This window comes from Rosistilla carotiformis (assembly GCF_007753095.1).
Lineage (GTDB): Bacteria > Planctomycetota > Planctomycetia > Pirellulales > Pirellulaceae > Rosistilla > Rosistilla carotiformis.
The window spans coordinates 6,924,959-6,950,573 of sequence record NZ_CP036348.1 but is presented as its reverse complement, the minus strand read 5'-3'; the positions used below and the strand labels follow the sequence as shown (position 1 = coordinate 6,950,573).

General features: G+C 58.8%; 22 protein-coding genes. 9 read left to right on the top strand and 13 right to left on the bottom strand.

Annotated features, from left to right (window positions below; all coding sequences use genetic code 11):
- The first annotated feature begins 165 nt into the window (after positions 1-165).
- From Poly24_RS25020 to Poly24_RS25010, 3 genes are all read left to right on the top strand, one after another.
- Positions 166-1,386: a peptidase associated/transthyretin-like domain-containing protein gene (locus Poly24_RS25020; protein ID WP_145102024.1), complete on the top strand. Its 1,221-nt coding sequence runs from the start codon at positions 166-168 to the stop codon at positions 1,384-1,386.
- A 296-nt stretch (positions 1,387-1,682) separates the two neighbouring features.
- Complete coding sequence (locus Poly24_RS25015; protein WP_145102022.1) at positions 1,683-2,597, top strand: dihydrodipicolinate synthase family protein; 915 nt, start codon at positions 1,683-1,685, stop codon at positions 2,595-2,597.
- Between the two features lie 183 nt (positions 2,598-2,780).
- A complete protein-coding gene (locus tag Poly24_RS25010) occupies positions 2,781-3,617 on the top strand; it encodes a hypothetical protein (RefSeq protein ID WP_145102020.1) in 837 nt (278 codons plus the stop codon).
- Between the two features lie 135 nt (positions 3,618-3,752).
- Here Poly24_RS25010 and Poly24_RS25005 read toward each other — a convergent pair whose 3' ends face one another.
- Both Poly24_RS25005 and Poly24_RS25000 read right to left on the bottom strand, forming a co-directional pair.
- Positions 3,753-4,364: a tetratricopeptide repeat protein gene (locus Poly24_RS25005; protein WP_145102017.1), complete on the bottom strand. Its 612-nt coding sequence runs from the start codon at positions 4,362-4,364 to the stop codon at positions 3,753-3,755.
- 72 nt (positions 4,365-4,436) lie between these two features.
- The gene (locus Poly24_RS25000) at positions 4,437-4,835 is read right to left on the bottom strand and encodes a hypothetical protein (protein ID WP_145102015.1); all 399 of its coding nucleotides are present in this window, start codon (positions 4,833-4,835) and stop codon (positions 4,437-4,439) included.
- Between the two features lie 592 nt (positions 4,836-5,427).
- On the opposite strand from Poly24_RS25000, the gene Poly24_RS24995 reads away from it, so the two are divergent.
- Positions 5,428-7,089: a Na/Pi cotransporter family protein gene (locus Poly24_RS24995; protein ID WP_145102013.1), complete on the top strand. Its 1,662-nt coding sequence runs from the start codon at positions 5,428-5,430 to the stop codon at positions 7,087-7,089.
- Positions 7,090-7,446: 357 nt separating this feature from the next.
- On the opposite strand, the gene Poly24_RS24990 is transcribed toward Poly24_RS24995, so the two are convergent.
- From Poly24_RS24990 to accD, 5 genes are all read right to left on the bottom strand, one after another.
- Complete coding sequence (locus tag Poly24_RS24990; protein WP_145102011.1) at positions 7,447-8,388, bottom strand: glycosyltransferase family A protein; 942 nt, start codon at positions 8,386-8,388, stop codon at positions 7,447-7,449.
- A 228-nt stretch (positions 8,389-8,616) separates the two neighbouring features.
- The gene (locus Poly24_RS24985) at positions 8,617-8,829 is read right to left on the bottom strand and encodes a hypothetical protein (RefSeq protein ID WP_145102009.1); all 213 of its coding nucleotides are present in this window, start codon (positions 8,827-8,829) and stop codon (positions 8,617-8,619) included.
- Entirely contained in the window at positions 8,807-9,646 is an 840-nt protein-coding gene (locus Poly24_RS24980) for a hypothetical protein (protein ID WP_145102007.1), read from the bottom strand. The genes Poly24_RS24985 and Poly24_RS24980 overlap by 23 nt, the downstream gene beginning before the upstream one ends.
- 297 nt (positions 9,647-9,943) lie before the next feature.
- The gene (locus Poly24_RS24975) at positions 9,944-10,897 is read right to left on the bottom strand and encodes a serine/threonine-protein kinase (protein WP_145102005.1); all 954 of its coding nucleotides are present in this window, start codon (positions 10,895-10,897) and stop codon (positions 9,944-9,946) included.
- A 29-nt stretch (positions 10,898-10,926) separates the two neighbouring features.
- The gene (gene accD, locus Poly24_RS24970; protein WP_145103503.1) at positions 10,927-11,766 is read right to left on the bottom strand and encodes an acetyl-CoA carboxylase, carboxyltransferase subunit beta; all 840 of its coding nucleotides are present in this window, start codon (positions 11,764-11,766) and stop codon (positions 10,927-10,929) included.
- A gap of 261 nt (positions 11,767-12,027) precedes the next feature.
- Here accD and Poly24_RS24965 point away from each other — a divergent pair, with 261 nt between their 5' ends.
- The 5 genes from Poly24_RS24965 to Poly24_RS24945 all read left to right on the top strand — a co-directional run bounded on the left by Poly24_RS24965 (position 12,028) and on the right by Poly24_RS24945 (position 17,525).
- Positions 12,028-12,819 carry a phytanoyl-CoA dioxygenase family protein gene (locus Poly24_RS24965; RefSeq protein WP_145102002.1) on the top strand — a complete coding sequence of 264 codons (792 nt, stop codon included), beginning with the start codon at positions 12,028-12,030 and terminating at the stop codon, positions 12,817-12,819.
- 78 nt (positions 12,820-12,897) lie between these two features.
- On the top strand, positions 12,898-13,974 hold the full coding sequence (locus Poly24_RS24960; RefSeq protein ID WP_145102000.1) for a Gfo/Idh/MocA family protein: 1,077 nt from the start codon (positions 12,898-12,900) through the stop codon (positions 13,972-13,974).
- Positions 13,975-14,008: 34 nt separating this feature from the next.
- Positions 14,009-14,335: a Rieske (2Fe-2S) protein gene (locus tag Poly24_RS24955; protein ID WP_145101997.1), complete on the top strand. Its 327-nt coding sequence runs from the start codon at positions 14,009-14,011 to the stop codon at positions 14,333-14,335.
- 194 nt (positions 14,336-14,529) lie between these two features.
- The gene (locus Poly24_RS24950; RefSeq protein WP_145101994.1) at positions 14,530-16,200 is read left to right on the top strand and encodes a DUF1553 domain-containing protein; all 1,671 of its coding nucleotides are present in this window, start codon (positions 14,530-14,532) and stop codon (positions 16,198-16,200) included.
- Between the two features lie 29 nt (positions 16,201-16,229).
- Entirely contained in the window at positions 16,230-17,525 is a 1,296-nt protein-coding gene (locus Poly24_RS24945) for a DUF1501 domain-containing protein (protein ID WP_145101992.1), read from the top strand.
- 196 nt (positions 17,526-17,721) lie between these two features.
- Here the strand turns inward: Poly24_RS24945 and Poly24_RS24940 are convergent, their stop codons facing one another.
- From Poly24_RS24940 to Poly24_RS24915, 6 genes are all read right to left on the bottom strand, one after another.
- The gene (locus tag Poly24_RS24940; RefSeq protein WP_145101990.1) at positions 17,722-18,996 is read right to left on the bottom strand and encodes a hypothetical protein; all 1,275 of its coding nucleotides are present in this window, start codon (positions 18,994-18,996) and stop codon (positions 17,722-17,724) included.
- A complete protein-coding gene (locus Poly24_RS24935; RefSeq protein ID WP_145101988.1) occupies positions 18,993-21,650 on the bottom strand; it encodes a serine/threonine-protein kinase in 2,658 nt (885 codons plus the stop codon). Before Poly24_RS24935 ends, Poly24_RS24940 begins: the two co-directional genes overlap by 4 nt.
- Entirely contained in the window at positions 21,637-22,311 is a 675-nt protein-coding gene (locus Poly24_RS24930; RefSeq protein WP_145101986.1) for a sigma-70 family RNA polymerase sigma factor, read from the bottom strand. Before Poly24_RS24930 ends, Poly24_RS24935 begins: the two co-directional genes overlap by 14 nt.
- A gap of 142 nt (positions 22,312-22,453) precedes the next feature.
- A complete protein-coding gene (locus Poly24_RS24925; protein WP_231753340.1) occupies positions 22,454-24,286 on the bottom strand; it encodes a matrixin family metalloprotease in 1,833 nt (610 codons plus the stop codon).
- A gap of 91 nt (positions 24,287-24,377) precedes the next feature.
- Positions 24,378-24,812, bottom strand: coding sequence for a hypothetical protein (locus Poly24_RS24920; protein WP_145101983.1), 435 nt, complete (start codon positions 24,810-24,812; stop codon positions 24,378-24,380).
- 515 nt (positions 24,813-25,327) lie between these two features.
- The gene (locus tag Poly24_RS24915; protein WP_197452159.1) at positions 25,328-25,615 is read right to left on the bottom strand and encodes a toxin-antitoxin system HicB family antitoxin; all 288 of its coding nucleotides are present in this window, start codon (positions 25,613-25,615) and stop codon (positions 25,328-25,330) included.

Genomic DNA, 25,615 nt, shown 5'->3' with positions numbered 1-25,615 from the left:
GTAGGGCACCGGGATGGAAATTATTGTCCGTTGCTTGCAAGCGGATGTTAGTCTCGATAACGTTGGTGTATGTGTGTTCATTGTGGGCATGTGTGATCATTCGTGCGGGCGGCTCGATTGTGGGGCTCGTCGGTTCAAAACGGCAACTTCTTGGAGTTTTTAAACATGCGATTTCGTATTCCAATATTGGCAATCGGAGCCGGCGTGACGGCGTTGCTCGTGATGCTCAATTCGAGTGCCGCGGCCGTCGAACCGCTCCCTAGCCCAGGGCAATTTCCGGCCCAGCACTGGGTTGCTCTCGATGCTCAGGGGGCGCTGACCGGATGGGTCGCGATGGGGGACGGAGACGAATCTTTGGGCGTCGCGGACACCCAAGTGATCTTGGTTCCGTTGGCCGATCCTGAGAAACGTCTTTGCACGCGAACCGATGCACAGGGGAAGTTCCGCATCGCCGATGCGCGGGTGGGCGTCTACGGTCTGGTGGCCTACGGAAAACAAGGGCTCGCCAGCTACACCGTCCATGTTCTCGGTGGCGGCGGGGCGGATCCCGCGACCTTGTTTCCCCAATCGGAACTACGGATATCGATGGCCGCGGCCGATCGCGATCTGTCCAAGCGAATGGTCCGCAGCTACGGGCCGGTGGCCACGGGCTCCCAACGGATGCAACGGTATTCATTGGCCAGTGCAACGAGTGCGGTGACCGATGTTCGGACCGGCTGCCGCGTCGAATTGTCGGCCAACGGAGATTTGGAAGGTCAGCTTCGCTTGCCAGCGACCATGGCTGGAGATGTCGAAGCGTTGGATAGTTTGAATGTGATTTTGGTTCAAGCCAATCAGATCGTCGCCCGAACCACGGTCGATCGCGAGGGACGGTTCCATGTCGTCAACTTAAAACCGGGTGCTTACGGATTGATCGCGTCGGGGGCGGCGGGCTTTGGTTCGTTCGGATTCGACGCGGTCGCCAGCACCCAGCGTTCGGCGGAAAATCGCGGCGCGTCGCAAATCAAGCTCGTCGCCATGCAAGGTCCATTGGTTCCAAGCGTGATCGGTTGTCCGCCGATGATCTGCGAAATCTGCCCCACACCTGTGATCACGATCGTTGAATCGTGCATCGAACATGTCGATACATGCGGCTGCTGTGTCGAGGAAGAGATCCTTGTCGAAGAAGAGGTCCTCGCGGGTGAAGAAGAGCTTTCGCCAGTTGCTTCGCTGGGCGGCGGCGGTTTCACTTCCGGGGGCGGCGGTGGTGGGGGAGGCAGTGGCGGCGGACTCGGCGGGCTAAGTGGATTGGCCGGGCTAAGTGGATTGGCCGGGCTTGCCGGGCTCGCGGCGGTGCTGGCCAGCGACGATGACCACTCGCCAGCCAGTCGTGCGTACCCTCATTAGGTTCACCGTCGATCGAAGCTCCGTGGGGCTTCGAGACGCTTGCCGTTTGTGCCGCGGGTGACTTGGTCCCAAGTCGCTCGCGAGCCGCTCCGGGCCATTGGCTCAAAGTCGATCAGTGCTCTCTTCGATGCATCGCGCTGCTTGCGAACCTCCGCCGCGTGGTTCGGCCCTGACGCGTCGCCGGATCGCGTCCCTTGCAGGTCTATAGATTTGCATTAGACTCCAGGGCGTCAACCATCCTGCCTCTCAAGGCGAACCTCGTGAGTAGGGGGTGACGTAGCGTACGGGAGAAAGCGATGAAGATCCAAGGTATTGTTCCGCCGTTGGTTACACCATTGGCCGATCAGGACGCGCTCGACCACGCCGGGTTGCAACGGCTGATCGAGCACCAGTTGACTGCGGGCGTCGACGGGCTGTTCGTGCTCGGGACGACCGGCGAAGGCCCCAGCCTGAGCGTCGCGCTGCGAAGTGCGATGATTGCCCAGTCGGGCCGATGCATCGACGGACGCGTTCCGATGTACGTCGGGATTACCGATACCTCGCTGGTTGATGCGGTGAAGTTGGCGGGGGTTGCCGCCGACAGCGGAGCTGCCGCCGTTGTTGCCGCGCCGCCGTTCTACTTTCCAGCCGGGCAAACCGAACTGCGCGGTTGGTTCCAGCGACTGGCCGATGCCTTGCCGTTGCCGCTGCTGCTGTACAACATGCCCAGCTGCACCAAGATTGCTATCGAACTGCCGACGATCGAAGCGCTGATCGATCACCCCAACATCGTTGGCCTCAAAGATAGCTCCGGCGACCTGAAATACCTCGGCGAAGCGGTTCAATTGGCGGCCGCTGGTCGTCCCGACTGGCCTGTCTTGGTCGGCCCCGAGGCGCTGTTGGTCGAGGCGATGGGATTGGGAGCTGTCGGTGGCGTTGCTGGCGGTGCCAACCTGGCTCCCAAGCTGTTCACCGAACTATTTGCTGCGGTGCAACGGAAAGACCAAACGACGATCGATCGGCTGCAGGCAATCGTGATCGAATTGCAAACGCTGTACGGTTTTGGCAAATATGGATCGTCTTACCTGAAGGGGCTCAAGTGCGCGTTGGATTTGCGTGGCATCTGCTCCGGTTTGCTAGCTGCACCGTTTGATGTTTTCAAGCCTGCTGAGCGGCAGCGTGTGGCGACCTGGCTGGACGGATTTGCCGACTCTGGTTTCCTGGCTCAGTAATTTTTTCTGACGCAGCAAGTTGGAATCGTCCGAAGTTTTTTCAGCAATTTCGGTCCCCCCTCTGCTCATCGCTTACCGATTTTGCCGATCCGTTCAAGGTGTGGCTGGCTGTCGAATGGACCGGTCGCCCCACGCCAGCGCCCCTTCACGCGGCGCGATGTGATTTTTCTCGGGGGGGAAACGATGCGCGTCGATACTGAAAATCCATTTCTGACTCAACACTCGCGGGGCCTGCAGCAGGACCGTCAAGTTCAGGGGCTCTTCAGCCAGATACTCGAATCGGTCGGACGGCAAGGTTACGCATCGGCCGAACCGGTCAGCGAGGAACCGATCACAAGCGATCAGATTACCGAATCGTGGGGAACATGGTTCGACATCCATCGCGCCGATCAATACTCCAACGCGGCGCAGCCGGAATCTTTGCGGCAAGCCTACGGTGAAGTGCTGGTGGGGGCCTACAGCGACGGTGGCTACGTCGACCCGAAAACGTATTTGAAGGGACTGTCGAGGGATCAACTGAAAACCGTCCAGGAGGTCAACGGATTGGCCGATTCGATCGACGTTGATAATTTGACCGAGGAGGGGGCGCTCAATCTGTTGCTGCCCCGCGCGGCGCAGGTCGACGCCAATCGCGATGGCTTCACCCAATCGGGACGCGCCTACGGTTTTCGATTCCCTGACAGCACCACGCCGGCCGACGTGGTCCAAGCGTGGGACGAAACAACCGCCGGGATGTCGTGGGGCGAGCGTGCGGTGCATGAGCTGCAAATGAAGTTGCCGTTGATGAGCGCCAACTTTTTTGTCGACGAGAACGGAGCCTACTCGCACCACTACGAGCCGGGAGATCCCGAGTTCACCAACCCGATGACCAAACCGGGCTACTCCTACCAGAAAGCGGCCCAAGGCTGGTTGGATCACTACGAATACCTGAAGAACGAAACGCCTCCCGAACAATACGCCGAACAAACCGACTTCTGGAGCCGGTTTAAATCGGCATTGATCGCGAAGGGAGCCGAGTAGGTCGCGCCCCGGAGAGGCCCGACGCGACCACGGCGATGGCGGGCGAAACGGTCAACATCTCCATCCCTCGCGTTCGCAACTGCGAAGGATGGAGTCTTTCGATCTGTTGGTTCGACGGATCCTCAGGTTCAGCGTTTAGACAGCAAGCCCATACGTTCCGTTGGACGGTCCCGTTGGTTTTCGTAGGTCGATTTCGAAATCCAATTCCCCCGGCTCAAAGTCGATTGGGACATGGCAGTTCGCCGGTTCGAGCAAGTTGATCTTCCAATTGATTCTCGGCCACCAAGGCAACGAATCGGCCCAGTTGCGAATCGCGGTGGAGATGCAAACGGCCATCGGATGCTCCGGTTCTCGCGTGTCTCGCAATACCGACAGCGCACCGCTGGGCGTTCCCTTGAGTAACAGTGCGGTGGCAAAGTTTCGTTTGTACGCGTTGCAGATCTCTCGCTTCTCGGAGACTCCATCGGCACTTAAGACGAATTGACGGAAGACGGCGACCGCTTCTTCGGATCTCCCCAACCGCATGAGACAGACGCCCAAGGCGTTGCGGACTTGGTTGTCATAGCCGGCGGCACGTAGCACTTCGACAGCTTCGCCATAGTCGGACTGTTGAATCAGACTGGCAACTCGATGCAGTGCTTGATGTTTGTATCCGGGCGGTGACTGGACCGGTTGGGACGCGTGGGGACTCTTCTCGGCCCCACGAGGGTTCTTCTTCGTTTGGTTGGTTTTATGGCGCGCAGACATGGAGACAGCTCTCTATCAAAAGATGAATGTGTGGTAAGTGAATACAGATTTGCAACGAACCGATGGGGTCGTTTAAATCTGCAAACGCACATTCATGTCGACGAGCGTCGCGGTGCGACGCGGCATCGATCGCAGAGAACTTGTGGCAAGTGATGGCGAACGAAATCGAGGCGACGCAGCGAACATCGGAGCCAAGCCATCGTCCAGTGACTTGAACTCTTGCGGTCGCAGCTCTCCCTGCCGAGTGACGGTGGGCAGCTTAACGACTGCGAACGCCTTGGCGTTCAATGCAGCCAGTAGCGATGTCGATTCCGCGGCGCGACCGTGCATCGCCAAGGGGCGAATCGCAACAGGGGCCACCTGAGACAACGCAACCGCCAACAGCAATCCGATCGCTGGCCCCACGTCGCGCAGTGCTCCCGCGGGCCGTTGCCTTCGTTGTGATTCGCGGAGAGAGAGGGGATGCTTCATCGATGGATGATGTAACGAAGTCGGCGGACATTCAAAATGAAAGAGCCTCGCTTCGGATACCTGGTATTATCGGCGTCCAATTCTTTGCGGCAAGAGCGATTTTAAAATCGTCCCGACGGGATGCGTTGGTTCGGCAATCCGAACGTGTCCCAACCTTTACCCCAATGCCTGACCAGGGGGATTGAATCGAAATGCCCCGGACCGATTGATTTGACGGGAGGGTCGTCGTTCTGTCTGTAATCGGAAGGGAGCTGCGGTGAAAGCGGTGACGCTTTCGGAAGTCTGTTTATAAGAGCGTTCCCGGACCTACGACGCCGGGAACCTCATGTGTCACGCACGCTCAGCCCCCCGCCAGGGGGCTGGCTTATTGACGCGTCCAAAACGCTCCGGTGTGGGGCCGCGACGCGATTTCTCTTTGCAAGAACCGTCCCATTCCCTCGCGGGAGGTTCTTGTAACCGCCTGCGGTCGCTCCCTTTGGGGTTCGTTGCCAAAACGGTTCGGCAGATTTAAACTGGGCTCTCTTCATCAAAGCTTCATAAATCTCCTCCATTATTGATCGGCAATCTCTTGGCTTTCTCCTCAGTGATCGAAATGATTTGCATGCTCGCGGGTGGATTGGGGATCTTCCTGCTGGGCATGAAAAACATGTCCGACGGAATGCAAGCCGTCGCTGGAAGCAGCTTGCGTCGGTTGATTGGTGCCGTCACGAACAATCGGATTCTTGCAGCCATTGTTGGTGTGATCGTCACCTGTATCGTTCAATCGAGCTCGATCACCACCGTCATGGTGATCGGCTTTGTCAACAGCGGTGTGATGGGATTGGCACAGGGGATCGGGGTGATCATGGGGGCCAACATCGGCACGACGATCACGGGGTGGATCTTAGTGTTGAAGGTCGGGAAATACGGGTTGCCGATACTTGGCTTTTCGGCGTTCGCTTATCTGTTTTCCAAAGGCGATCGCTGGCGATACTGGGCGATGTTTTTGATGGGCGTCGGGATGGTTTTCTTTGGCTTGGAAATCATGAAGGATGCATGTTCGGTGATCAAAGAAGTACCGGACTTCGAGGCCTGGTTCGCCAAATTTAATGCCGACACGTATTGGGGAGTGCTCAAATGTGCTGCCGTCGGTTGCATCCTCACGACGCTTGTTCAGTCTTCTTCGGCCACGCTTGGAATCACGATCTCGCTGGCCACTCAGGGAGTGATTTCCTATCCAACAGCTGCCGCATTGGTGTTGGGGGAAAACATCGGCACGACGATTACCGCCTTTCTGGCTTCGTTGGGAACCACGACTCATGCCCGCCGCGCCGCCTATTTTCATGTCATCTTCAATCTCTTCGGAGTGATGTGGATCACGTTCGTTTTCCAATGGTACATTCGTTTCATCCAGTCGATTGTGTCTGTCGACGTGGCCCAGGCGGTGATGGTTGACGGCAGTCCAACCTATCCAAATGTCGTTGCGGCGATCGCGGCGACACACAGCGTCTTCAATATCGCCAATACGCTGATGTTCTTGCCTTTCGTGGCGCCGATGGTGCGCTTTCTTGAGTGGGCTGTTCCGTCCCGATCCTTCAAGGAAAAGCCGCGGTTGACGGATCTGGATGTACTGATCCTGGAAACTCCCTTGCTGGCGATCGAACAGTCGCGCAAGGAGATCCTCAAGATGGGCGATGGCTGCCTGAAGATGCTCGATTGGTTGCTGCAGCTGATGAATGAAGATGAGCCCGACAAGACGCTTGCCGATCGCTTGAAACAGCGAGAACGGGTGTTGGACAGCGTTCAAGACGAGGTTGCCGAGTTCATTACCGGGCTGCTGTCGTCGGGCAATGTTTCTCATTCGACAGCGGAAGAGGCACGGCGGCAATTGCGGTTGGCCGATGAATACGAATCGATCAGCGACTACATCGCCAACCTGGATAAATTCGACCGCAAACTGCGTCGCGACGGCTTCCGGTTTCTGGACTCCCAGCGCGTCGACCTGGGAGAACTCAACCGTCACATCATGGAGTATGTTGCCGCGGTCCATGATGGGCTGGTCAAAGAAAATCGCAATGTCTTGGCATCCACGAGTGCGGCAGAGAAGCGGATTCGCGATGAAATTAAATCGCTGCGTCGTAAACACCTCGAAGAGTTGTCGACCGACCCGATGGTGCCGATGGTCAGCGTCGCGTTCTTGGCGGCGTTGAACGCTTACGACCGCGTCCGCGATCACACCCGCAATATTGCCGAAACGATTGCCCACGATAAATAAGCATTGCGACCAGGCATGCGTTTCCCGACCGTACGGGGCGGTCATCCGCAGATCCATGCTTCGCTGTGGTCTCCGTTTGTCGCGGTCCCACGAAGACGCCTGGTAGCGTCCACTCAGCCATCGCACGTGCCGACGACCACCGTGGACGCAGCGAACACGTTCACGTGTCGACAGGAGACTACGACGTTGCTGGCAAGCTGCCGCACAACGCGTCGAGGGATCTGCTTGTGACGGGGGCGGCCGTCACGGAATTTTGCCTGCAGGACCCGATGCTGGCGACGATCGAGGCCGTCGCCAGGTTCACGGTTGTCCGTTGCGGCTTCGCGGGCGACAAAGGGCCCGCGAAGGGGGATCGCACTATGCGGCTCGTCGAAGCGGTTCGGAGGCAACCGGGAACGCGAGCGTCTGCGGCGTCTCGTCTTCGAATGCACTCGTACCGGAGATCGATGCGGACAAGATCGCTTTGAGATCTCGATCGATCGCGTGACGACGTTTTCCGCCCCAGATCGATGCAGCGATCCGACCCGCCGCCGTTGTCCAGCTGCTGATCCGATGTGGCTGTGTCAGACACGACAGCATGGCGAAGCCGATGGTTGCGGGAACACCGCTGGCGGGACTGGCACAATGCAATTGGAAACCGGTTCGGAAACCAACACTCTCCAATTCCGGCGCGTCCTCATACGTTGTCACACGTGAATCGACGGCGATCTGGATTTGATAGTCTTCCTTTTTGAGCCACCGCGCACAGACGGCTTCGAAGTCTGCAGCGGTCGCGACGGAACGGGCCTTCAGGAGCTGTCGCAGCGCCGAGACTTTCCAGAACGACGCTGCCAGAAACAGCCCGCTGATGCGAGCCGCTTCCAAACGACCCACCGCCGTCGCACCGCTGGCGATCGGCCGTCGCAGACGCAGCGCATGGTTGGCCCAACCAGCGGCCAAGATCAGTTCGTGATCGTCCATGTCGCAAACCAACGGCGACGCGCAAGCGACGTCGTGGTCGGCAAACGTTTCATCGACGTAGTCGGTCCAGCCAGCCGTCGCTTGAAACCCATCGGCCAATACGTGCACGATCGGGCTGGTGGCAATTTCACTTCCCGCGCGAACCAGGTTCAACAGCGAGCAATCGCTGCCGACAGCAAAACAAACTTCGCCGGCAAGCTCAAAGGGGTCTTCGTAGCTGCCGTCGTGGGCAACGATCACTTCACAATCATCGGGACGATTCTCCAGTACGGAAACCAGCGTGGTTTCGAAGTCTTCGGAATGGGATCGCAGCGGAATAATGATCGATAAACGTGGCACGTTTACCTCCTGACACACATCGCTTGAGATAGCGGATGGACCTGAATGGCGGGCCTCAAATGTTGTCGCTCGCATCTAGCGGATTTGATCGGAACGCGATGCAAGGCAACGCAATCAATCCAATTCAGATGGCAGATAAAATGCACTCTGCCAATGTCGCCACTTTGCCAATCGGTACAGCTTACCGATTGGCGGTGCAGGAAGAATAGCTAGCAATAGGCCAGCTGGCTAAGCCAAGAAGTGCCGCATGATGGGGGCAATCGACGCCGAAGCGGGCTGGGCGTCGCGAGTGTTCCAATATGGGAAATCGCCATACGCCTTCAGTTCGTAGTACAGCAGGATGCAGGCGATCAACAATGCCAAGGCACTGCAGATCAACATCACGGTGTAGACGCTTAACGCTTGCTTCTGTTTGACGTTATTTGATGCTTGTGTCGACACGGTCGCCCTCCTTCATGATTCCGCTCTGCAGTTCGGGCAGGATCTCAGCAACGCTTTGATTGGGTTCGGTCTTGCGAACTCGCAGCCGTCCCAGATACTTGCCGCCGCGCGTGACTTCCAGAAAATGTCCTTCTCGTAAGCCTTCGTCGTAACCGATCGAAACCTGGACCAAGCGACTCGGCTGGCTGACCAACAATACGACGCCATTGCGTTTAGGCGGTGCGTTATCGATCGGGTCTTCGGGATTGATATCCGCGGCGGTGATGACTTCTTTGTAGCGGGTGTTCTGTGCGATCAATTGCGTGTTGCGTTCTTGCATCTCGGAAACGACGCCCTTGGTCGCGTTCAGCTCATCGCTGACCCGAGCTGCGGTGTAGAACAATTGATCCCGGTCTTCACGCTCTTTACGGATCTGAGTTCGCAGATCCGAGTTCTCGGTGGTCAGACGGGTCAGTTCTTGGGTCTGTGTGTTGACTTCTTGAGTCAACGCGGTCTTCAAGCCTTCGAGCGTTTGAACTTCGCTAACCGCATTTTGCAGGTTGGATTTCAGTTCCGCCGCCTCGGTCTGCAGCGCTGCCAAGGCCGTTCGCCGAGCGGCGCGTTCGTGAGCCAACGCGACTTCGGCACGCGTCAGCGATTCCTGCAGTTGCTTGATGCCACGCTCCTTCGATTCGACCATCTGCTTGAGACCGGTCGAAGGATTGATCGCGGCGTCACGCCAATTTTTGTGTGTTGCCGTGACCATGATCGCAAGCAACAAGAAGCTCATGCTGAGCACAAAAATCAGCGCTGAAAATATCTTTCCCAACAAGGTCATGGAAGGTTTCCCTACACGTTACGGAGCGAACCGAGTTTGCCCGTCAGGTCGTTCGAGATGTGGACGACAGACAAGGTTTGGACCGGACAAATATTGAAGCACGTTTGAAGTATAGTCAGCGCCAGAAAATGATTCAAACATTAAACCACGAATCCAGAAATGCCCCGCTGGAGGGGGCGCGATTGCAGCGAATGAGCGAATTGCTAGTGGTGCGATGAGTTGCCGGCCAGGGAAACGGCCCGAGAATCAGGGTTGGGCAACGGGTGCGGGGAGGTGTTTGGCGACATGCCAAACGTCCTAGGTCTCCGTTTTCAGCTCCGACTTCACCCCTTTGATCTGCCTCAAAAAGGCTTCCATCGAGAGCATCCGGTCTTGGACGTTGGGATGGATGCAACGCATGATCGCCGTCGCCAGCACCGGATTCAGATCGGGGCGGAACTCCAAGATTGGAGTCGGCGGGTGCGTGTCGTGCTGCAATGCCGCCTTGCCCGTCGTGTCGTTGACCGGCCAGGGGAATTCGAAAGCGCACAGCGTGTAGATCGAAACGCCAAAGGCGAACACGTCGACTCGCTGGTCGGTGTGGCGGCGACGAACGATTTCCGGAGCCATGTAGAGCGGGGTTCCCGTCCGGTTGCCCGGTTGCATGTACGGAGGCAGTGCGGGAACGGTCAAACCAAAGTCGATAAGCTTCACCCGCTCCATATCGGCCGAACAGATGAAGTTGCGAGGGCAGATGTCGCGGTGAATGAATCCCTTCTCGTGGACGTACTTCATCCCCTCGGCCATCTGCCGGATCAGCGATAAACGCTTTCCAGCCAAGGTCTCTTCTTTCCGCGTTTGGATGATCTGCAGCAAACCGGGGCCGTCGACATACTCCATCACCAGATAGGGTTGGCCCTGTTTGGTGGTTCCGTATTCGTAGGTCTCCACAACGTTGGGGTGCTGCATTTGCACAGCGATCTCCCCTTCGATCGGTTTCTTGAGCCCTTTGAAACGGGCTTCGAAGGTGGCGACTTTTTCCGCGTCGCACAGCTTCAGCCCCACCACGCGGTTGTATTGCCGATCCCGCGCGGTGATGAAGTTACTCATCGTCCCCGAGACCGCCGACCGCATCCGCTCAAAGCGGGCTTCGACATCCAGGCTGTTGCTCCCCTTGGTCCGCTTGCTTGTCGGAACCGCCGCGGCATCGGAATCTCCTTCTTCCGTCTTCTTTTTGCCGATCAGCGATTGAATTTTATCCAGCAGACCCATAAACGTATTCGTAATCGAGAGGAGGAGTGTTATTTGCCACAGTAGTCAATAACGCGGGCGATCTCCGATTTCAAGCGATCGCGAGCGACGATCCGATCGATAAAACCATGCTCCAACAGGAATTCGCTGGTCTGAAAGCCCTCGGGCAATTCGATGCCAATCGTCGCTTTGATCGTTCGCGGCCCAGCGAAACCGATCAACGCCTTGGGTTCGGCGAAACAGAGATCTCCCAACGAAGCGAAACTGGCAGCAACACCACCCATCGTGGGGTTGGTCAACACGCTGATAAACAGCCCGCCCGATTCGTGATACCGAGCCAATGCTGCGGAGACCTTGGCCATCTGCATCAGCGATAGGATCCCTTCGTGCATCCGAGCCCCGCCGCCGGAGCCGCTAATAATGATCAAGGGAAGGTTCTGTTCGGTCGCTCGTTCGATCAGCCGCGTCAACCGCTCGCCGACAACCGATCCCATGCTCCCCATGATAAACGCACTGTCGGTCACTCCAAACGCAACGCGGCGCGCCCGGATCATCCCGGTGCCCGTCAGGGCGGCATCGACCAATCCGGTCCGCTTCTGTTCGGCTAACAATCGCTCGGCATAACGTTTTCGGTCGGCAAATTCCAGGGGATCGGTGGGACGCAGCTGTTCGTCCCAGGCCTCAAACGTCCCTTCATCTAAGACCTGTTCGACCCGATCGGCGGCCGAAACGTAAAGATGATGGTCGCATTTAGGGCAGACATTCAGCCGCCGTTGGACCTCTTTGCGGTAAACGCTCGACAAGCATCCCGGGCATTTGATCCATAAACCCTCGGGAATTCCACGTTTTTTGGTATTCGGGGCTTCGCTGTTCGATTCGACGGTCGCCATGCAATTATTCACCCATCAAAGGGTCCGTGAAGATTTTAAGTTCGCGTTGTTCGCAACCCAAGTGTATCGGTAATCGCGATTTTTCGCTGCATCGAATAGGGCGATTCAACTTGGGGCCGCTCCCGGCGACGCTGCGACGTCCGATTAGCCTACGATACCACCAAGGATTCTTCTAGGCATATAGCGTGGGATGTTTGCGCGTGAGAGCATAGACGTTTATTGTAATCAGCTTTTGTTGTGCCGCACGCAAGGTCCCTCGAAATGAACAGCCGCTTGCAGATCTCCGCCGACGACAAAGCCACCTTCGACCGCGAGGGGTTTTTGATGGTCTCCCAGCTGCTCTCGCCGCCGGAGGTCCAGTTGTTGGAACAGATCGCCCGACGCGACCGCGAGATCGAATCGGGAGCCACCGCCCGCAGCGACGCCGCCGGCGGCCAAACCGTGCTGGCGGTGCGCGATCATTTATCCGACGACATGTTCAGTGCCATCGCTCGCTGCCAACGCGTTGCCGGGTCGATGCAGTCGCTGATGGGAGAAGAGATCTACCATTACCATCATAAATTGATGCTCAAGGAGCCGCGCGTCGGCGGTGCCTGGGAATGGCATCAAGACTATGGCTACTGGTACAATTACGGCTGCCTGTTTCCGAGAATGGCCAGCTGCTACATCGCGATCGATCGCGCCGGCCGTGACAACGGTTGCTTGCAAGTCATCCCTCAGTCGCAACAGTTGGGGCGGCTGGAACATGGCAAAGTGGGGGGCCAGACCGGTGCCGATGAAGCCCGCGTCGATCAGATACTCAAACGTTTGCCCCTGCTGCATGTCGAAATGCAGCCCGGCGACGCCCTCTTCTTCCATGGCAATCTGCTGCATCGATCCGACCAAAACCGCAGCGAGCATTCGCGTTGGTCGCTGATCTGTTGCTACAACGCTCGCAGCAACAATCCCTACGAAGTCCTTCGCCACAACGGCTACCAGCGGCTTGAAATCATCGACGACGACGACGTGATCACCGCCGGAACGAACCAGTGGAACGCGCTCACCGAAACCTAATCGGGCAGCCCGTTACCACCGGACACGCGTCCTATGAACTCGACTTCGCGAACACAGACATCCTGAAAGACACACCCGATGGCACGTTGGAAAATCGCCGGTATCAACTTCGAACATTTTCATATGGGCGACAACCTGCGGCTCGCCGCGGCGCTTCCCGACGTCGAAATCGTTGGCCTGTGCGATGAACAACCCGATCGGATGCAGCAGGCGATCGAGGAACTGCAACTGCCCAGCGAAAAGGTCTTCACCGATTGGCAGGCTTGCCTGGAACAGACGCAGCCCGACATCGTGCTGCTGTGTCCCGCCGCCGCGGGGCACGGTCTGTGGACCGAGCGCGTGATGGCCCATGGCGTTGATGTGCTGATCGAAAAACCGATGGCGGCGTCGCTCGCCGAAGCCGATTCGATGATCGCTGCGGCGCAGCGGGCCGGTCGGACGCTGGCGATCAATTGGCCGATGACTTGGTTTCCCACCCACCGCACCGCCCATCGATTGATCCGCGAAGGGACGATCGGCGACGTGATCGAGGTCCATTATTACGACGGCAATCGCGGACCGCTGCACCATGCGGCGGGCAAGCAGCAGCGAACGGCGGAGCAGATTGCCGCCGACAAACCGAACAGCTGGTTCTATCAGAAGGCGGCCGGCGGCGGAGCGTTGTTGGATTACCTGGGCTATGGAGCGACGTTGGCGACATGGTTCAACGGCGGCCAACGCCCGATCGAAGTCACCGCAGTCGTCGACCAACCGGCGGGGCTGGAAGTCGATGAGCACTGCGTGGCGGTGCTCCGTTATGCAACCGGACTCAGTAAGCTGGAGACCCGGTGGGGAACGTTCACCGATCCCTGGACCCATCAACCGCAACCGCGATGCGGATTTGTGATCGTCGGCACCGAAGGAACGATCGGCTGTTACGATTACCAACCGACGGTGCGACTGCAGACCCGCGAAGAGCCCGCTGGCGTGGAGATCCCAGTCGACCCACAATCGTTGATCGACAGCAATCCCATCGCCTACCTGATCCATTGTTTGGAAAACCGCCTGCCGGTCGAAGGGCCACTCTCACCGGAAACCTCCCGGATCGGACAACAGATCGTCGACACCGCGATCGCCAGCGCTGCGGCCAAGCAGACGCTGCCGCTGTTGGACTAAACGAACACCTTCCGCACTCCCGAAACGATAAAATATGAACGCCGCTGAAAACTGGACCACGATCGCGAAATCCGAAGAGATCGAAGAGGGGATTGGACGCGAGTTCCTGGTCGGCACGCGGATCGTCGCCGTTTTTCGAGTCGATGGCCAATTGTTTGCGATCGATGGAATCTGCCCGCATCAAGGGGGCCCGTTGGCCGATGGAGCGGTTCGCGACGGCTGCGTCACCTGTCCCTGGCACGGCTGGCAATTCGAACTCACCTCGGGCCGGCATACGATCAGCGGCCGCAGCTTGGCCGAAACGTTCCCGATCCGCAATCGCGACGGCATCGTCGAATTGATCGTCGCCGACGAGGTCTGAACAATATTTGCGAATCTCAGGTTTTCCGACCAAGCTTCCCTGCCGTTCAGCGAACAACGATCGGTAGCCTTTCCTTTCCTAGAAAGCCAGGCAGTGAAGCATGTTGGTCGCCTTTCGCTCCGCGAAAGTGCGTGCGGCCAACTCGATAACCACAATTCCCTGCGAAACCACAAATCGCGTCCGGTGATGACAACATGAAATGGTATCAATCGCTCGCCCGTTGGACGCTGCTGGCCGCCGTTGGCTTGATGGGCGTCGGCTACCTCGCCAACGGCCTCTCGGGCGATGGACGATCGACACAGCCGCCACCGATCCCCAAAGGGACCAGCGAGACCGCCGATTGGATGGAGGTCGTCGCCGACGTCGACGCCGAATTTGAGACGACCTGGACTCGCGAGAGCTTGGCGACCGCACCGGACGCCGATTGGCAGACGGTCAGCCGCCGCGTCTCGCTGGCTCTGATCGGCAGCAGCATTTCGCTGGAGGATATGCGTTGGTTGGAGTCGCTGCCCGAGGGGACGCAGGTCGATGCGTTGACCGAGCGATTGTTGGCCGACCATCGCTTCGCCGACTACTGGGCCGAACGTTTAGGCCGCGCTTACGTCGGCGCCGACGAAGGTCCTTTCATCGTTTACCGCCGCCGACGCTTTATCACTTGGCTGTCGCAACAACTGCACGATCGAGTTCCCTATTCTCAGATCGTTCGCCAACTGATCACCGCCAAAGGGATCTGGACCGAAAATCCGCAAGTCAACTTCCTCACGGTGACGCTGGACACCACGGAGAAGGGACGCGTCGATCCGGTCCGTCTGGCAGCCCGCACCAGCCGCGCGTTCTTGGGAATGCGGATCGATTGCCTGCAGTGTCATGACGACTTTCTCGGCAACGTCACCTTGGGAACCAATTCGGATCCGCTCGAAGGAACGCAGCGCGACTTCCATCATCTCGCCGCCTTCTATAGCACCGCGGCGAATTCGATTCAGGGGATTCGCGACGACGGCAAGACTTACGAATATCAATTCCTTTATGAGGACGAGACCGAAGAGGTCGAACCGATCGTCCCGTTCCTTCCCGAACTGCTGACGACCGATCCCGCGGCAGAAAAACTTCCCTCGCGGCAACAGCTTGCCCGCTGGGTCACCCACCGCGAAAACATCCCCGCCGCCCGCGCTGCGGTCAATCGCGTCTGGGCGTTGATGTTTGGGAAACCGTTGTCCGATCCGGTTGATGACATCCCGCTGCACGGTCCCTTCCCCGCGGGCTTGGATCGCTTGGCTCACGATTTTGCCGAGCACGATTGGGACCTGCGTCGCTTGATTCGGATCATCAGTCATCTGCAAACCTTTCGACTCGACAGTCGCTGCGACTTCGAAGTCACCAGCGAACACGAACAGGCCTGGGCGGTCTACCCGTTGATTCGACTGCGTCCCGAACAGGTCGCCAGTTCGATCATCCAGTCGTGCCGTCTGGCCACGCTCGATCGCCAATCGGCGCTGTTGGTTCAACTGCAAGCCTTCGGCGAGAAAAACGACTTCATCAATCGTTATGGCGACACCGGCGAAGATGAATTTGGACAGGATGCGATCACGATCACCCAACGGTTGTTGGCGATGAACGGCAAAATGGTCAACGAGCGGACGGGGGAAAACCCGTTCATGAACGCGTCGTCGCAGATCGCGATGTTCGCCACCGATGACGCCCACGCCGTGGAGATCACCTATCTATCGATCTTAAATCGGCGGCCGACCGACGAAGAGGCGGCCGCTTGGATTCGACAATCCGAACAGGGCGTCTCGCGTCGCCAGTTTGTCGAGGACCTGTATTGGATCCTGATCAACAGCAGCGAATTCAGCTGGAACCATTAACCTTCAACTCGCCTGCGGAAGTCCATTCCATGAACATCGACTGCGGTTCACACGATCACCTCTCGCGGCGCTCGCTGTTGCAATCCGCCGGCGCGCTCAGCATGACTGCGTTGGCGACCCACTTGGCTCGCGGAAGCGAACAATCCTCGAAACCCTCGCGGCCGAAATCGATCATCGTCCTGTGGCTCCGTGGCGCCCCAAGCCAATACGAAACCTTCGACCCTCACGCCGGCACAAAATACGGCGGCGAAGTGGCGGCGATCGACACGACCGCTCGCGACGTGCAGATCTCCGAGTTTCTGCCGCAGACGGCCGAACAAATGCACCGCGTCGCGTTGGTCCGCTCGGTGACCAGCAAAGAAGGGGACCATCAACGCGCGTTTTACAACATCCAAACCGGCTGGCGACCCGACCCAACCGTAGTCCATCCATCGATCGGATCGATCGTTTGCCATGAGCTTACCGGCGGCGCGGACATTCCTCGGCACATCTCGATCCTGCCCGATAACGTCGCCGGTCGCGGCGGCTATCTCGGCGCGAAGTACGATGCCTTCAAGGTCTACGATCCGGCCAACAAAGTTCCCGACATTCGGCCTTATGTCGATGAGAAGCGTTTCCAACGCCGCGTCGACGGCTTGATGGATGTGGTCGAATCGAATTTCCGCAAAGGCCGGTTGCGCGATCTCGATCGCGATCGCACGCTGCACGGGATCGCCACCAAGAGTGCGCTGACGATGATGGACAGCGATCAATTGGCGGCGTTTGAAGTCGACAAAGAATCCAAAGCGTTGCGAGCTCAGTTCGGCGAGACCGCCTTTGGCCGCGGCTGCCTTGCCGCAGCCCGGTTGATCGAAGTGGGAGTGCGATGTGTTGAAGTTGGCCTGTCGGGCTGGGACACCCACGCCGACAATCACAACGGCCAGCGGACGCAGTGCGAAATCCTCGACCCCGCCTACGCGACGCTGTTGCAGGTGCTGGCCGATCGCGATCTACTCGATTCGACCTTGGTCGTCTGCGGTGGCGAGTTTGGGCGGACGCCGAGGATCAATCCCGTCGGCGGCCGCGATCACTGGCCGCACGGATTCTCGATCGCATTGGCCGGTTGCGGCCTGCGGCAGGGAATCGTCCACGGCGCGACCTCCCCCGATCCCAAGCTCGATAAAGAAGATTTGCTGACCAACGTCGCCGATCCGGTGACGGTCCAAGATATCCACGCCACGATTTTGAAGGCGTTAGATGTCCGCTTCGAGCGCGAGCTGATCACGCCAATCGGTCGACCGCTGAAGCTCAGCGAAGGAACACCGATCGAATCGATCCTCTCCTAGCGCATCGCCCAAGTTCAATCTTTACGTGTCTGAGCGAAGCCGTCTGCCCGAACAGGTATCCCGACGGGATTACAGACGGTAGCCGTAGGTAAGCGCAGCGCCACCTACGGTTTCTGATTCCCAATCTTGGTCGCCTCGGAAGGTGGTCGCAGAACTTCGCGCGGAACACGGAGAGACGACGTCACGAGGAAAGGATTTACTCGACTCGCTTCAACAGGTTCGCTTCGGTATCGCGCCACCGCCGAATATAAACCACTCCCGCGATCGTGATCACCGCCAGCGACGCCCCTTCGTACCAGGCGAGGTTCCGCTGCGAATCGCTTTCGGCGGTTGGTTCGACCGGCGATGGAATCCGTGGTGGCGTCGCGACGGTGGGCAACAGCGCCGCCGACAGCGAATGCTGCGGCGCGGCCGGCAGCACGCTTTCGAACGCCTTAAAAACGCCAATGCCTACATTCCAGCCTGCATCGGCGTCGGCGATCGCTTCGCCCGACCGAGTCGGCTGCGGATCGGCGACCGTTCGCGAGCTGGAATCGTTCTCCAACAGCAGTCCGCTGGTCTCCAACAACCACTGCTGGCTATTGCTCTCCGATGGGACAGCTTCCGCTGCAGTATCGGGATGCAACTCGGTCCCTTCGGGCAATTCGAAAGCCTCGGGCTCCGCCGCCGGATCCTCTTCGGCCAGGTCTTCGATCGCCTGGTCCAATTGCTCGATTTGATCTCGGAACGCGTCGGATTGATTCAACCATTGATCGACCGCCTCGATCGCTTCGGCTGTGGACGGATTTGCGAACGTATCGCTCTCGGCTTCCAAGACTTGATCGAAGCTCTCCGGACTCAGCTCCCACAACTCTCCCCGCGGCGTGACCGATACCAACACGGTTTCGCCGGCGCCGTCGGCCGGAATGGAGCCAAGAACGTTTGGTTCGACCGAAATGCTTGGAACCGTAGGGTTCGAGTCGACGCTAGGCCCCGATGAAGAAACGACAGGCGTGCGAATTGGCGATGTCGAATCGCCAATCGACGTCGACGATGTTTCGTTGCGGATCGTCACGTTGACAGCGTCGGGGAGCGTCGTTGACGATTGATCGTTGTCCGTGATGGTTGGCGTGCCGTCGTTGCTGCCGCGATCGCGACGTGGTGGACGTTCTCCGTTGCGATCCTCGCCGCGGCGCTCTCCCCCGGGACGCTGGTCATCCAAACGGCCTAACCGTGATTCTTCGCGATCCCCCGAATCGCGTGACTCAGGGCCGCGGAGATCGTTGCCTTCTTGAGCGGCTGCGTCGCGTGGGCTTGCATCGCGCGATCCACCATCCACGATCTGCGTGTCGGAAAATCGATCGCCTTGATCCCCGCGATATCCCAGGTCATCGCTGGCCAATGTCAACGGATTGGCGCTCAGCATCCAGCGTCCCTCCAATTGCTCGAGCCTCAGTCGACGCGATGACGATCGTTTCAGTGGTGCTTTCATTGCGTCACCGCCAGTTCGTTGACGGCAGCCAAATCGCGATCGGCTTGTTTTTCGGCGGCTCCGTTTCCGGCAGCCGACGCGCGATAACGGACAGCCACCGCATCGATCGCTTGCCAGCGTTTGCCACGAGCAAAGCATCGCAGCAAGCTGGAATAATGCTTCGGCAAAAAACGTTTCGCTTCGGCGTGCTGCGGGTCGATAGCCAGTGCCTGCTGTTGTTGCTCGATCGCTCGCATCCACTGCGTTTCCGCGGCGGCCAAGTCACCGATCGCCAGCATCGAACTGCCGCGGTTGTGCAGCATCGCGCCGATGCGGCTGTGCCCCGCGGCGTCGTCGTCGCTGAGCTCCAGGCTCGCCTGTTGCAGCGAGATCGCTTCGTCCAACGCCTCGATCGCTTCAGCATGTTTGGCTTGTTTCTGAAACGCCATCGCGACGTTGTTCAAACTGGTCGCCAAATCGCGACGATGCTGATCGATCGCCGGAGCGATGCTCAACAGTTGACGCTGCAGTCCAGCCGCTCTCGTAAACGCTTGCTCCGCCGACGCCCATCGCCCCGCGTGCATGTTCGCGGAACCAAGGTTATTCAAAAGCGTCGCCAGTTCACCCGAAGCGCTCAACCGATTTGATGACTCGCCAACCGAAGCGGCTCGGATTTGAATCGCTCGCTGCAACAGTTCGATCTCGCTGCGTGGATCGTCGACCGTGACGGCGCTCCGGTTGGCCAGGGCGGAGGCGAGTCCGCGAGCCGCCAGTTCGTCATCCGGTTTCCGTTCGACAATTGTCGACAGCCGCGCAATCGCATCGTCCAACAGGGGCCTCGCCTGAGCGACATCGCCATTCTGAATGAACAACAACGCCAGATTGTTTGTCGTTAACGCAAACTCCGCCGCATAACGCTCGTTTTCCGGATCGCTCTGCACCAAGGCGCGCTGGATCGCCAAAGCCTGCCGATAGATTTGCAATGCCTCGTCGGGCTCGCCGATGTCGGCCAGCGCAAGCCCCAGATGATTCAGGTTTTGCGCGGCATGATACCGCGTTTCCTCAGCCGATGGTTCGACAGGAATCGACTCGGGACTTTCGATGATCGCCGCATAACCTTCGGCGGCGCGGCGAAAATGCCCGATCGCATCGCGCGGCGATTTCAACTCTTTGACAATCGTTCCGATCCGCGAATGCGTCCGCGCCACTTCCGCAGAGAGTTCGGGATCGCCCGTCGCTTGCGCGGCGAACTGTTCGTGATACCGCAGCGTCTGCAACAACAGCGCGTGTCGCACCTGTTCAGCTCCCGGCACGGAGGCCAATTGCTCAGCGACTTCGGTTCCCAGATGATCGACCGCCGATTGGGCGTGGCGGAAATATTGATCGCGTTGGACGGCGCTCCATTTGGCGTCGTTGCTCTTTTGCAAGATGATCAAACTGCTGGCGACCAGCCACAACATCGCCACCGCGCAGACCGAAGCGGCGACAGCGACCGAGCGACGATGCCGCGCCGTCCAGCGTCCCACGCGGGCGACGACCGTCGGCGGCTTGGCTAATGTTGGTCGACCATCGAGGACCGCTCGCAGATCAGCGGCCAATTGGTCGGCCGATTCGTAGCGATCATCCTTGCGGCGAGCCATCGCTTTTTGCAACACCACGCTCAAGTCGGCTGGCGCGTGGGGCAACAGACTGCGCAGCCGCGGCGGTTCGTCCTGCTGGATCGCTCGCAGCAAGGTCGGTCCGTCGTCACCGACAACGGCGGTTCGCAAGGTCAGCATCTCGAACAGCGTCGCGGCCAGCGAATAGATATCGGTCCGATGGTCGACCGCTTCGGCTTTGCCCGTCGCCTGTTCGGGGCTCATATAACGCATCGTTCCCAACAGATCGCCACTGACGGTCAGCGAGCGATCGTCTTGGCAGCGAGCCAAACCGAAGTCGGCGATCCAGATTTTGCCCGCGGAATCGAGCAGCAGGTTCGACGGTTTGACGTCGCGATGGACGACGCCCGACGTGTGGGCATAATGCAGAGCGTCGGCGATATCGATCGCCCAAGCGACGATCGATCGCCAATCGCGCGACGTCGACGCGGTCTCTCGCTGCTGCAAGATCCAAGCGTCGACGGGCAGCCCATCGATCAACTGCATCGCAAAATAGTGGATCCCGCGCTCCGAACCGACACTGTAGACCGGGACGATATGCGGATGTTGCAGCAGTCCCGCGGCACGGGCTTCGTTTTTGAAGCGGGCGATTTGGCGAGCGTCCAACAGCGACGCCATCGGCAACAGCTTTAAAGCGACCTGGCGGTTCAACGACTTCTGATTCGCTTCGTAAACGACGCCCATCCCACCGCGGCCGATCTCACGCTGGACCGTGAAATCGCCCAACGTCATCGGGCTGCCTGAGGTCGGCTGCAAGTCGCTGAATTGATCGCTCGGGTCTTGGAAGCCGACCGCGACGCCATACAGTGCGTCCAACTTACTTAGATAGCTGGCGAAGACCTCCGACAAATCAGGGTTCTCGCGATCGAGCGTCTCCAGATCCAACGGCTCGCCCGATTCGAGTGACTGGAGATAACGATCCAGTTGCTCGGTCAGGCGTTGCTTCTGATCGTCGTCCAACGCCCGCAGCAATTCCGGTTCGTCGCAGGAATCGAGCACCGAATCATTCACAGACATCGCGAGCTTCTCCCTGCGTCTTGAAGGCTTCCAGGGCTCTCAGCCAAAGCATCCGCACCGCACCGCCGGAGCGATCCATCCGCTTGGCGATCTCGTCGAACGACATTCCTTGCAACACGCGAAAGACGATCACATCGCGATAGGGCGGATGCAGCTCGCTCAATTGATCGGCCAACCAGACGGTCCGCTCACGCGCTTGCATCGGGGCGCTCGGCGATTCACCTCGGTTGGGCAGGATCGAAGCAAGGTTGATGGCGGAGTTTTCGAGTCCGTTGGCCACGGCGTCCAACGACACCTCGCGGCGGACGTCCCGCTTGGCAACTTTGACATTCGCGGCAAAAGCGCGATGCAGCGTGTGGATCAGAATCTGTCGCAGCCAGCACAACAGCTCTCCTTGGCTCTGGCCGCGAAAATCGCCGAAGTCGCGATGGGCGGCCAACATCGCTTCCTGAACGATGTCCGACGGATTCAACCGGCGTTGCAAGCGGCGATCCAATTGCGTGCTGGCCAACAACGTTAAGTAGTTGGCGTACCATTGCAGCAAACGGCCCAAGGCTTCCGAATCGCCACCGCGAGCCGCTTCGAGCAGCGATTGAAATTCCTGAGTTTGGCCCGACTGGCTGCTGGAATCGGAACGGTGGGTCGAATCGGTTGCGATCACGGTGCTTGCCTGCGCTGAAGGGTTTACCGGCTTCCAAAATTAGGGAACGGAAACGTCGCGGTTTGTTTCAACCGCGCGGCTGAGAAAATCAAATTTCCACAGCCGACCGATCCGCGTGCCAGTTCGCCCCAAGTTAAACGATTCATCGAAAGAATCCGCGTTGGCTCGCTGCACGCCCTAACAATGCGAAGGCGGCATCGACGCGGTGGTGGAAACCGCGATGGGCGTGATGCCCGCCGCGGCTACGAATCGAATTGCCGTCGTCCAGCCAAGTAGACAGTTCATCCAACGAAACCGCTTCGTCTGCATCGCTATCGGCATCGGAGACCTTTTCCCAAAACCGATCGCTCACTTCGTCGGCGGTCAACAAACCATCCTCGTTGGCGTCCAGGGCACTGAAAAAGTCTTCGCGAGCTGTCGCCAACGCCGCTTCGACTTCCGCCAACGTGATCACCGCGTCTCCATCGGCATCGATCTCCGCATCGACCAAACGATCCCACAACCGACTGGAAACATCCTCCTCGGTCAGCTCGCCATCTTCGTTGGTGTCCAACCGCGTCAGCAGATCTTCCGCCGTCGCACCGGTTAAACCAAGCCCTATGCCAAACCGAAATTGCGATCCGTCGAGGCAATGCTCGTCGGTCGCGTCAGTCTCGTCGGTCGCGTCAGTCTCGTCGGTCGCGTCAGTCTCGTCGGTTTCACCACCATCCAACACGCCCCCGTCATCAACCGGTTCTAGCGAGTCGTCATCTTCTGCGGTCGGATCGTCCACGCTTTCGGTGCCGTCGTCGACAGGATCAAGCGTCTCTTCATCCTCCGCATCGCCAGAATCGAGTGTATCGTCGACATCATCGACCGGATCGAGTTCAACATCGACCTCGTCGCTGATCTCTTCGTCTTCGGTCTCGCTGTCCAAGCTGTCATCCAGTTCGGCCTCTTCTTCACCTTCGATCGTCGCGACCTGGTTGGTGTCGACGGTTCCAAGATTCAGCGCGTTGATCACCGTCAACGCGTCGATCGCGGTGACGCTGCCATCGCCGTTGGTGTCGCACATCGCGTCGGAATCGCTTTCGCCCGTCGCGGCGCCACGATTGATTTGGTTCAAGATCATCAAAGCGTCGATCGCCGTGGTCGCGGAATCGCCGTTGACGTCGGTTGGGTTATAAAGATTGTGGTTCTCGGGCACATCCGCCTCGATCCGACCGCTATAGCGATGCCAGTTGCCGCCGCGACGCCAGCGGTTGCGATTAACCCGATTGTTGTCGGTATCGCCCGAGTCCGTCGGATCGGAATCGTCCGTCGTATCGTCGTCGGATGTGTCGACCGGATCGGAGGTGTCATCCGAATCGTCGGTTGGCAAGACGTTGTCGTCGGCCGCAGCGTAAAGGCTGGTGATCTCGGCAATATCTTCGCTCGATAATCCCGAAAAACTTTGGCTCGGCGAGACAAACGGTGCTAGCACCGCACTGGCGTCATCCAGGTGGTCCAGTCCCAGCGCGTGACCGATCTCATGGACCGCGACCCAGACGAGATCGAAGGCTTGATTGCCTAGCGAATTGCCAACCTCCCAAACCTCGGAGGAATCAAATTGGATGTCGCCGGCAATCCTCGCGGGATTCACATCGTCGGGGAAATAGGCTTGCGCCAACGTGCCGCCGTCACCATCGATGTTGGTAAACGAAATGTCGATCGAATCGCGCAACCCCGTTTGGTCGGTGGGTGTAAAGCTGACATCGACGACACTCGACCAAGCGTTCAACGCCGTTTCGATCGCCGCGGTGGTCTCGGCTTGCGACAGCGAACTCGGACTGCCGGAGATGTTGTAGGTCAGTTCGGCGCTTCCCAAGCCGGGGCCATCCCAGCCGACACTGGCAGCCAGCACGCGGCGCGATTCAAGTGTCTCGGTGACAAGGATTCGCGACTTGCGGCGCTGCAGTGGCTTGCGTTTTTGCGACATGATTGAACGACGAAACATGGGGACCTTCTTCCTGTCAAAGGGGATGACTGACGGTTTTCCAAAACCAAGCGACGCCACAGAGTGCGGCGCCGCACCGATCGACCTTTCGCTAACGCATGGCGACGACGGTCTCGGCCGACGCGTAAGATTCGCTCGCCGAGGCCTCCGCTTCGCGTTCAGCTTGGCGAGCTGCTTTGAGTTGAGCGATCCGTGCGTCGCGGGCTTCTCGCTTCAACATCGCTCGTTCCTTGCGTGCGGCCAATAAATCCTGTCGCTGCTGGTACTTCTGCGCCACCTGTTGTTGATATGTCTGCTGCCGCATCGCATACAACTGTTGGTTTTGCAGGTACCTCTGTTGCTGCAAGGCGTAGTCGCGTTGATAGGCCAGCGGATCGTAGCGTTGCCCCAAGGCATAACCGGGGCCCGCCGATCCTCCGCTCGCACCTCCGCGTCCTCCAGAACATTGGGCTTGGGCATCGTTGGCTGCCAACAAGATCGTTGCGGTCACCAACCCAGCCAACGTCAAGGCTCGTTTAAACGTCATCGAACACCCTCCTGCGAAAAGCGAGAAAAGAGAAGCAGTCGCCTCGCGCAGTCGACATCAACCGACAAGGCTCAGGCAATAGGGGCGTTTTCCCTTCAAGAAAGTCACACCCGCAGTCGAGCTTTTTCGGAAAACTTTGCACTAAGGCCGATCAGTGAACGTTAGCCCCGGCAACGTGGTCGTTAAGGGCTTGTTGTGAACCCGGAGATTTGTGTTTGAATCCCATCCAGGCCGGAGGCCGACACAATGTGAGTGCGAGTCTGTCGCCCTCCGGGCTTGGGGCGGTTGCCGCTCGGGGACCGGAAGCTGACGCTTCCGGCAGATCGTATGTCGCCCTTCGGGCTATCCAGTCCCCCCGGTTCTCAGGCCGGAGGCCGACACACGATCTGCCGGCGGTGTAAGCCGCCGGGTCGAGAATGGCGATCGATGCACAGCACGGACGGATACCGTCACGTCGTGCGAGTCCAGAAGCCGCCGGCAGGCCTGTTTCAATTCCGGGTGGCGGACGATTTCGTTTACCGGCCCCCAACGTCCGGCTTGCCTGCGATCGCTCGCTCGATCTCGACTGGAGTTGGTTCGGGGCCGCTCTGCGTTGTAGACATGAACTTCATGACTCGAGCACGCAACCGATCTCGATCGACACCATCGAACTTGTCCCCCATCATCGCCAGCGTTTCCGCTTGCGCGACGGTCGCCGCAAGCGTCGCATTGATGTAGCTGTTCAAAGAAACCCCCTGTTCGCTCGCCAACTGTTGAGCCTTTGCTTTCAGATCGTCTCGCATTCGCACGGAGAGGGTCGCCAT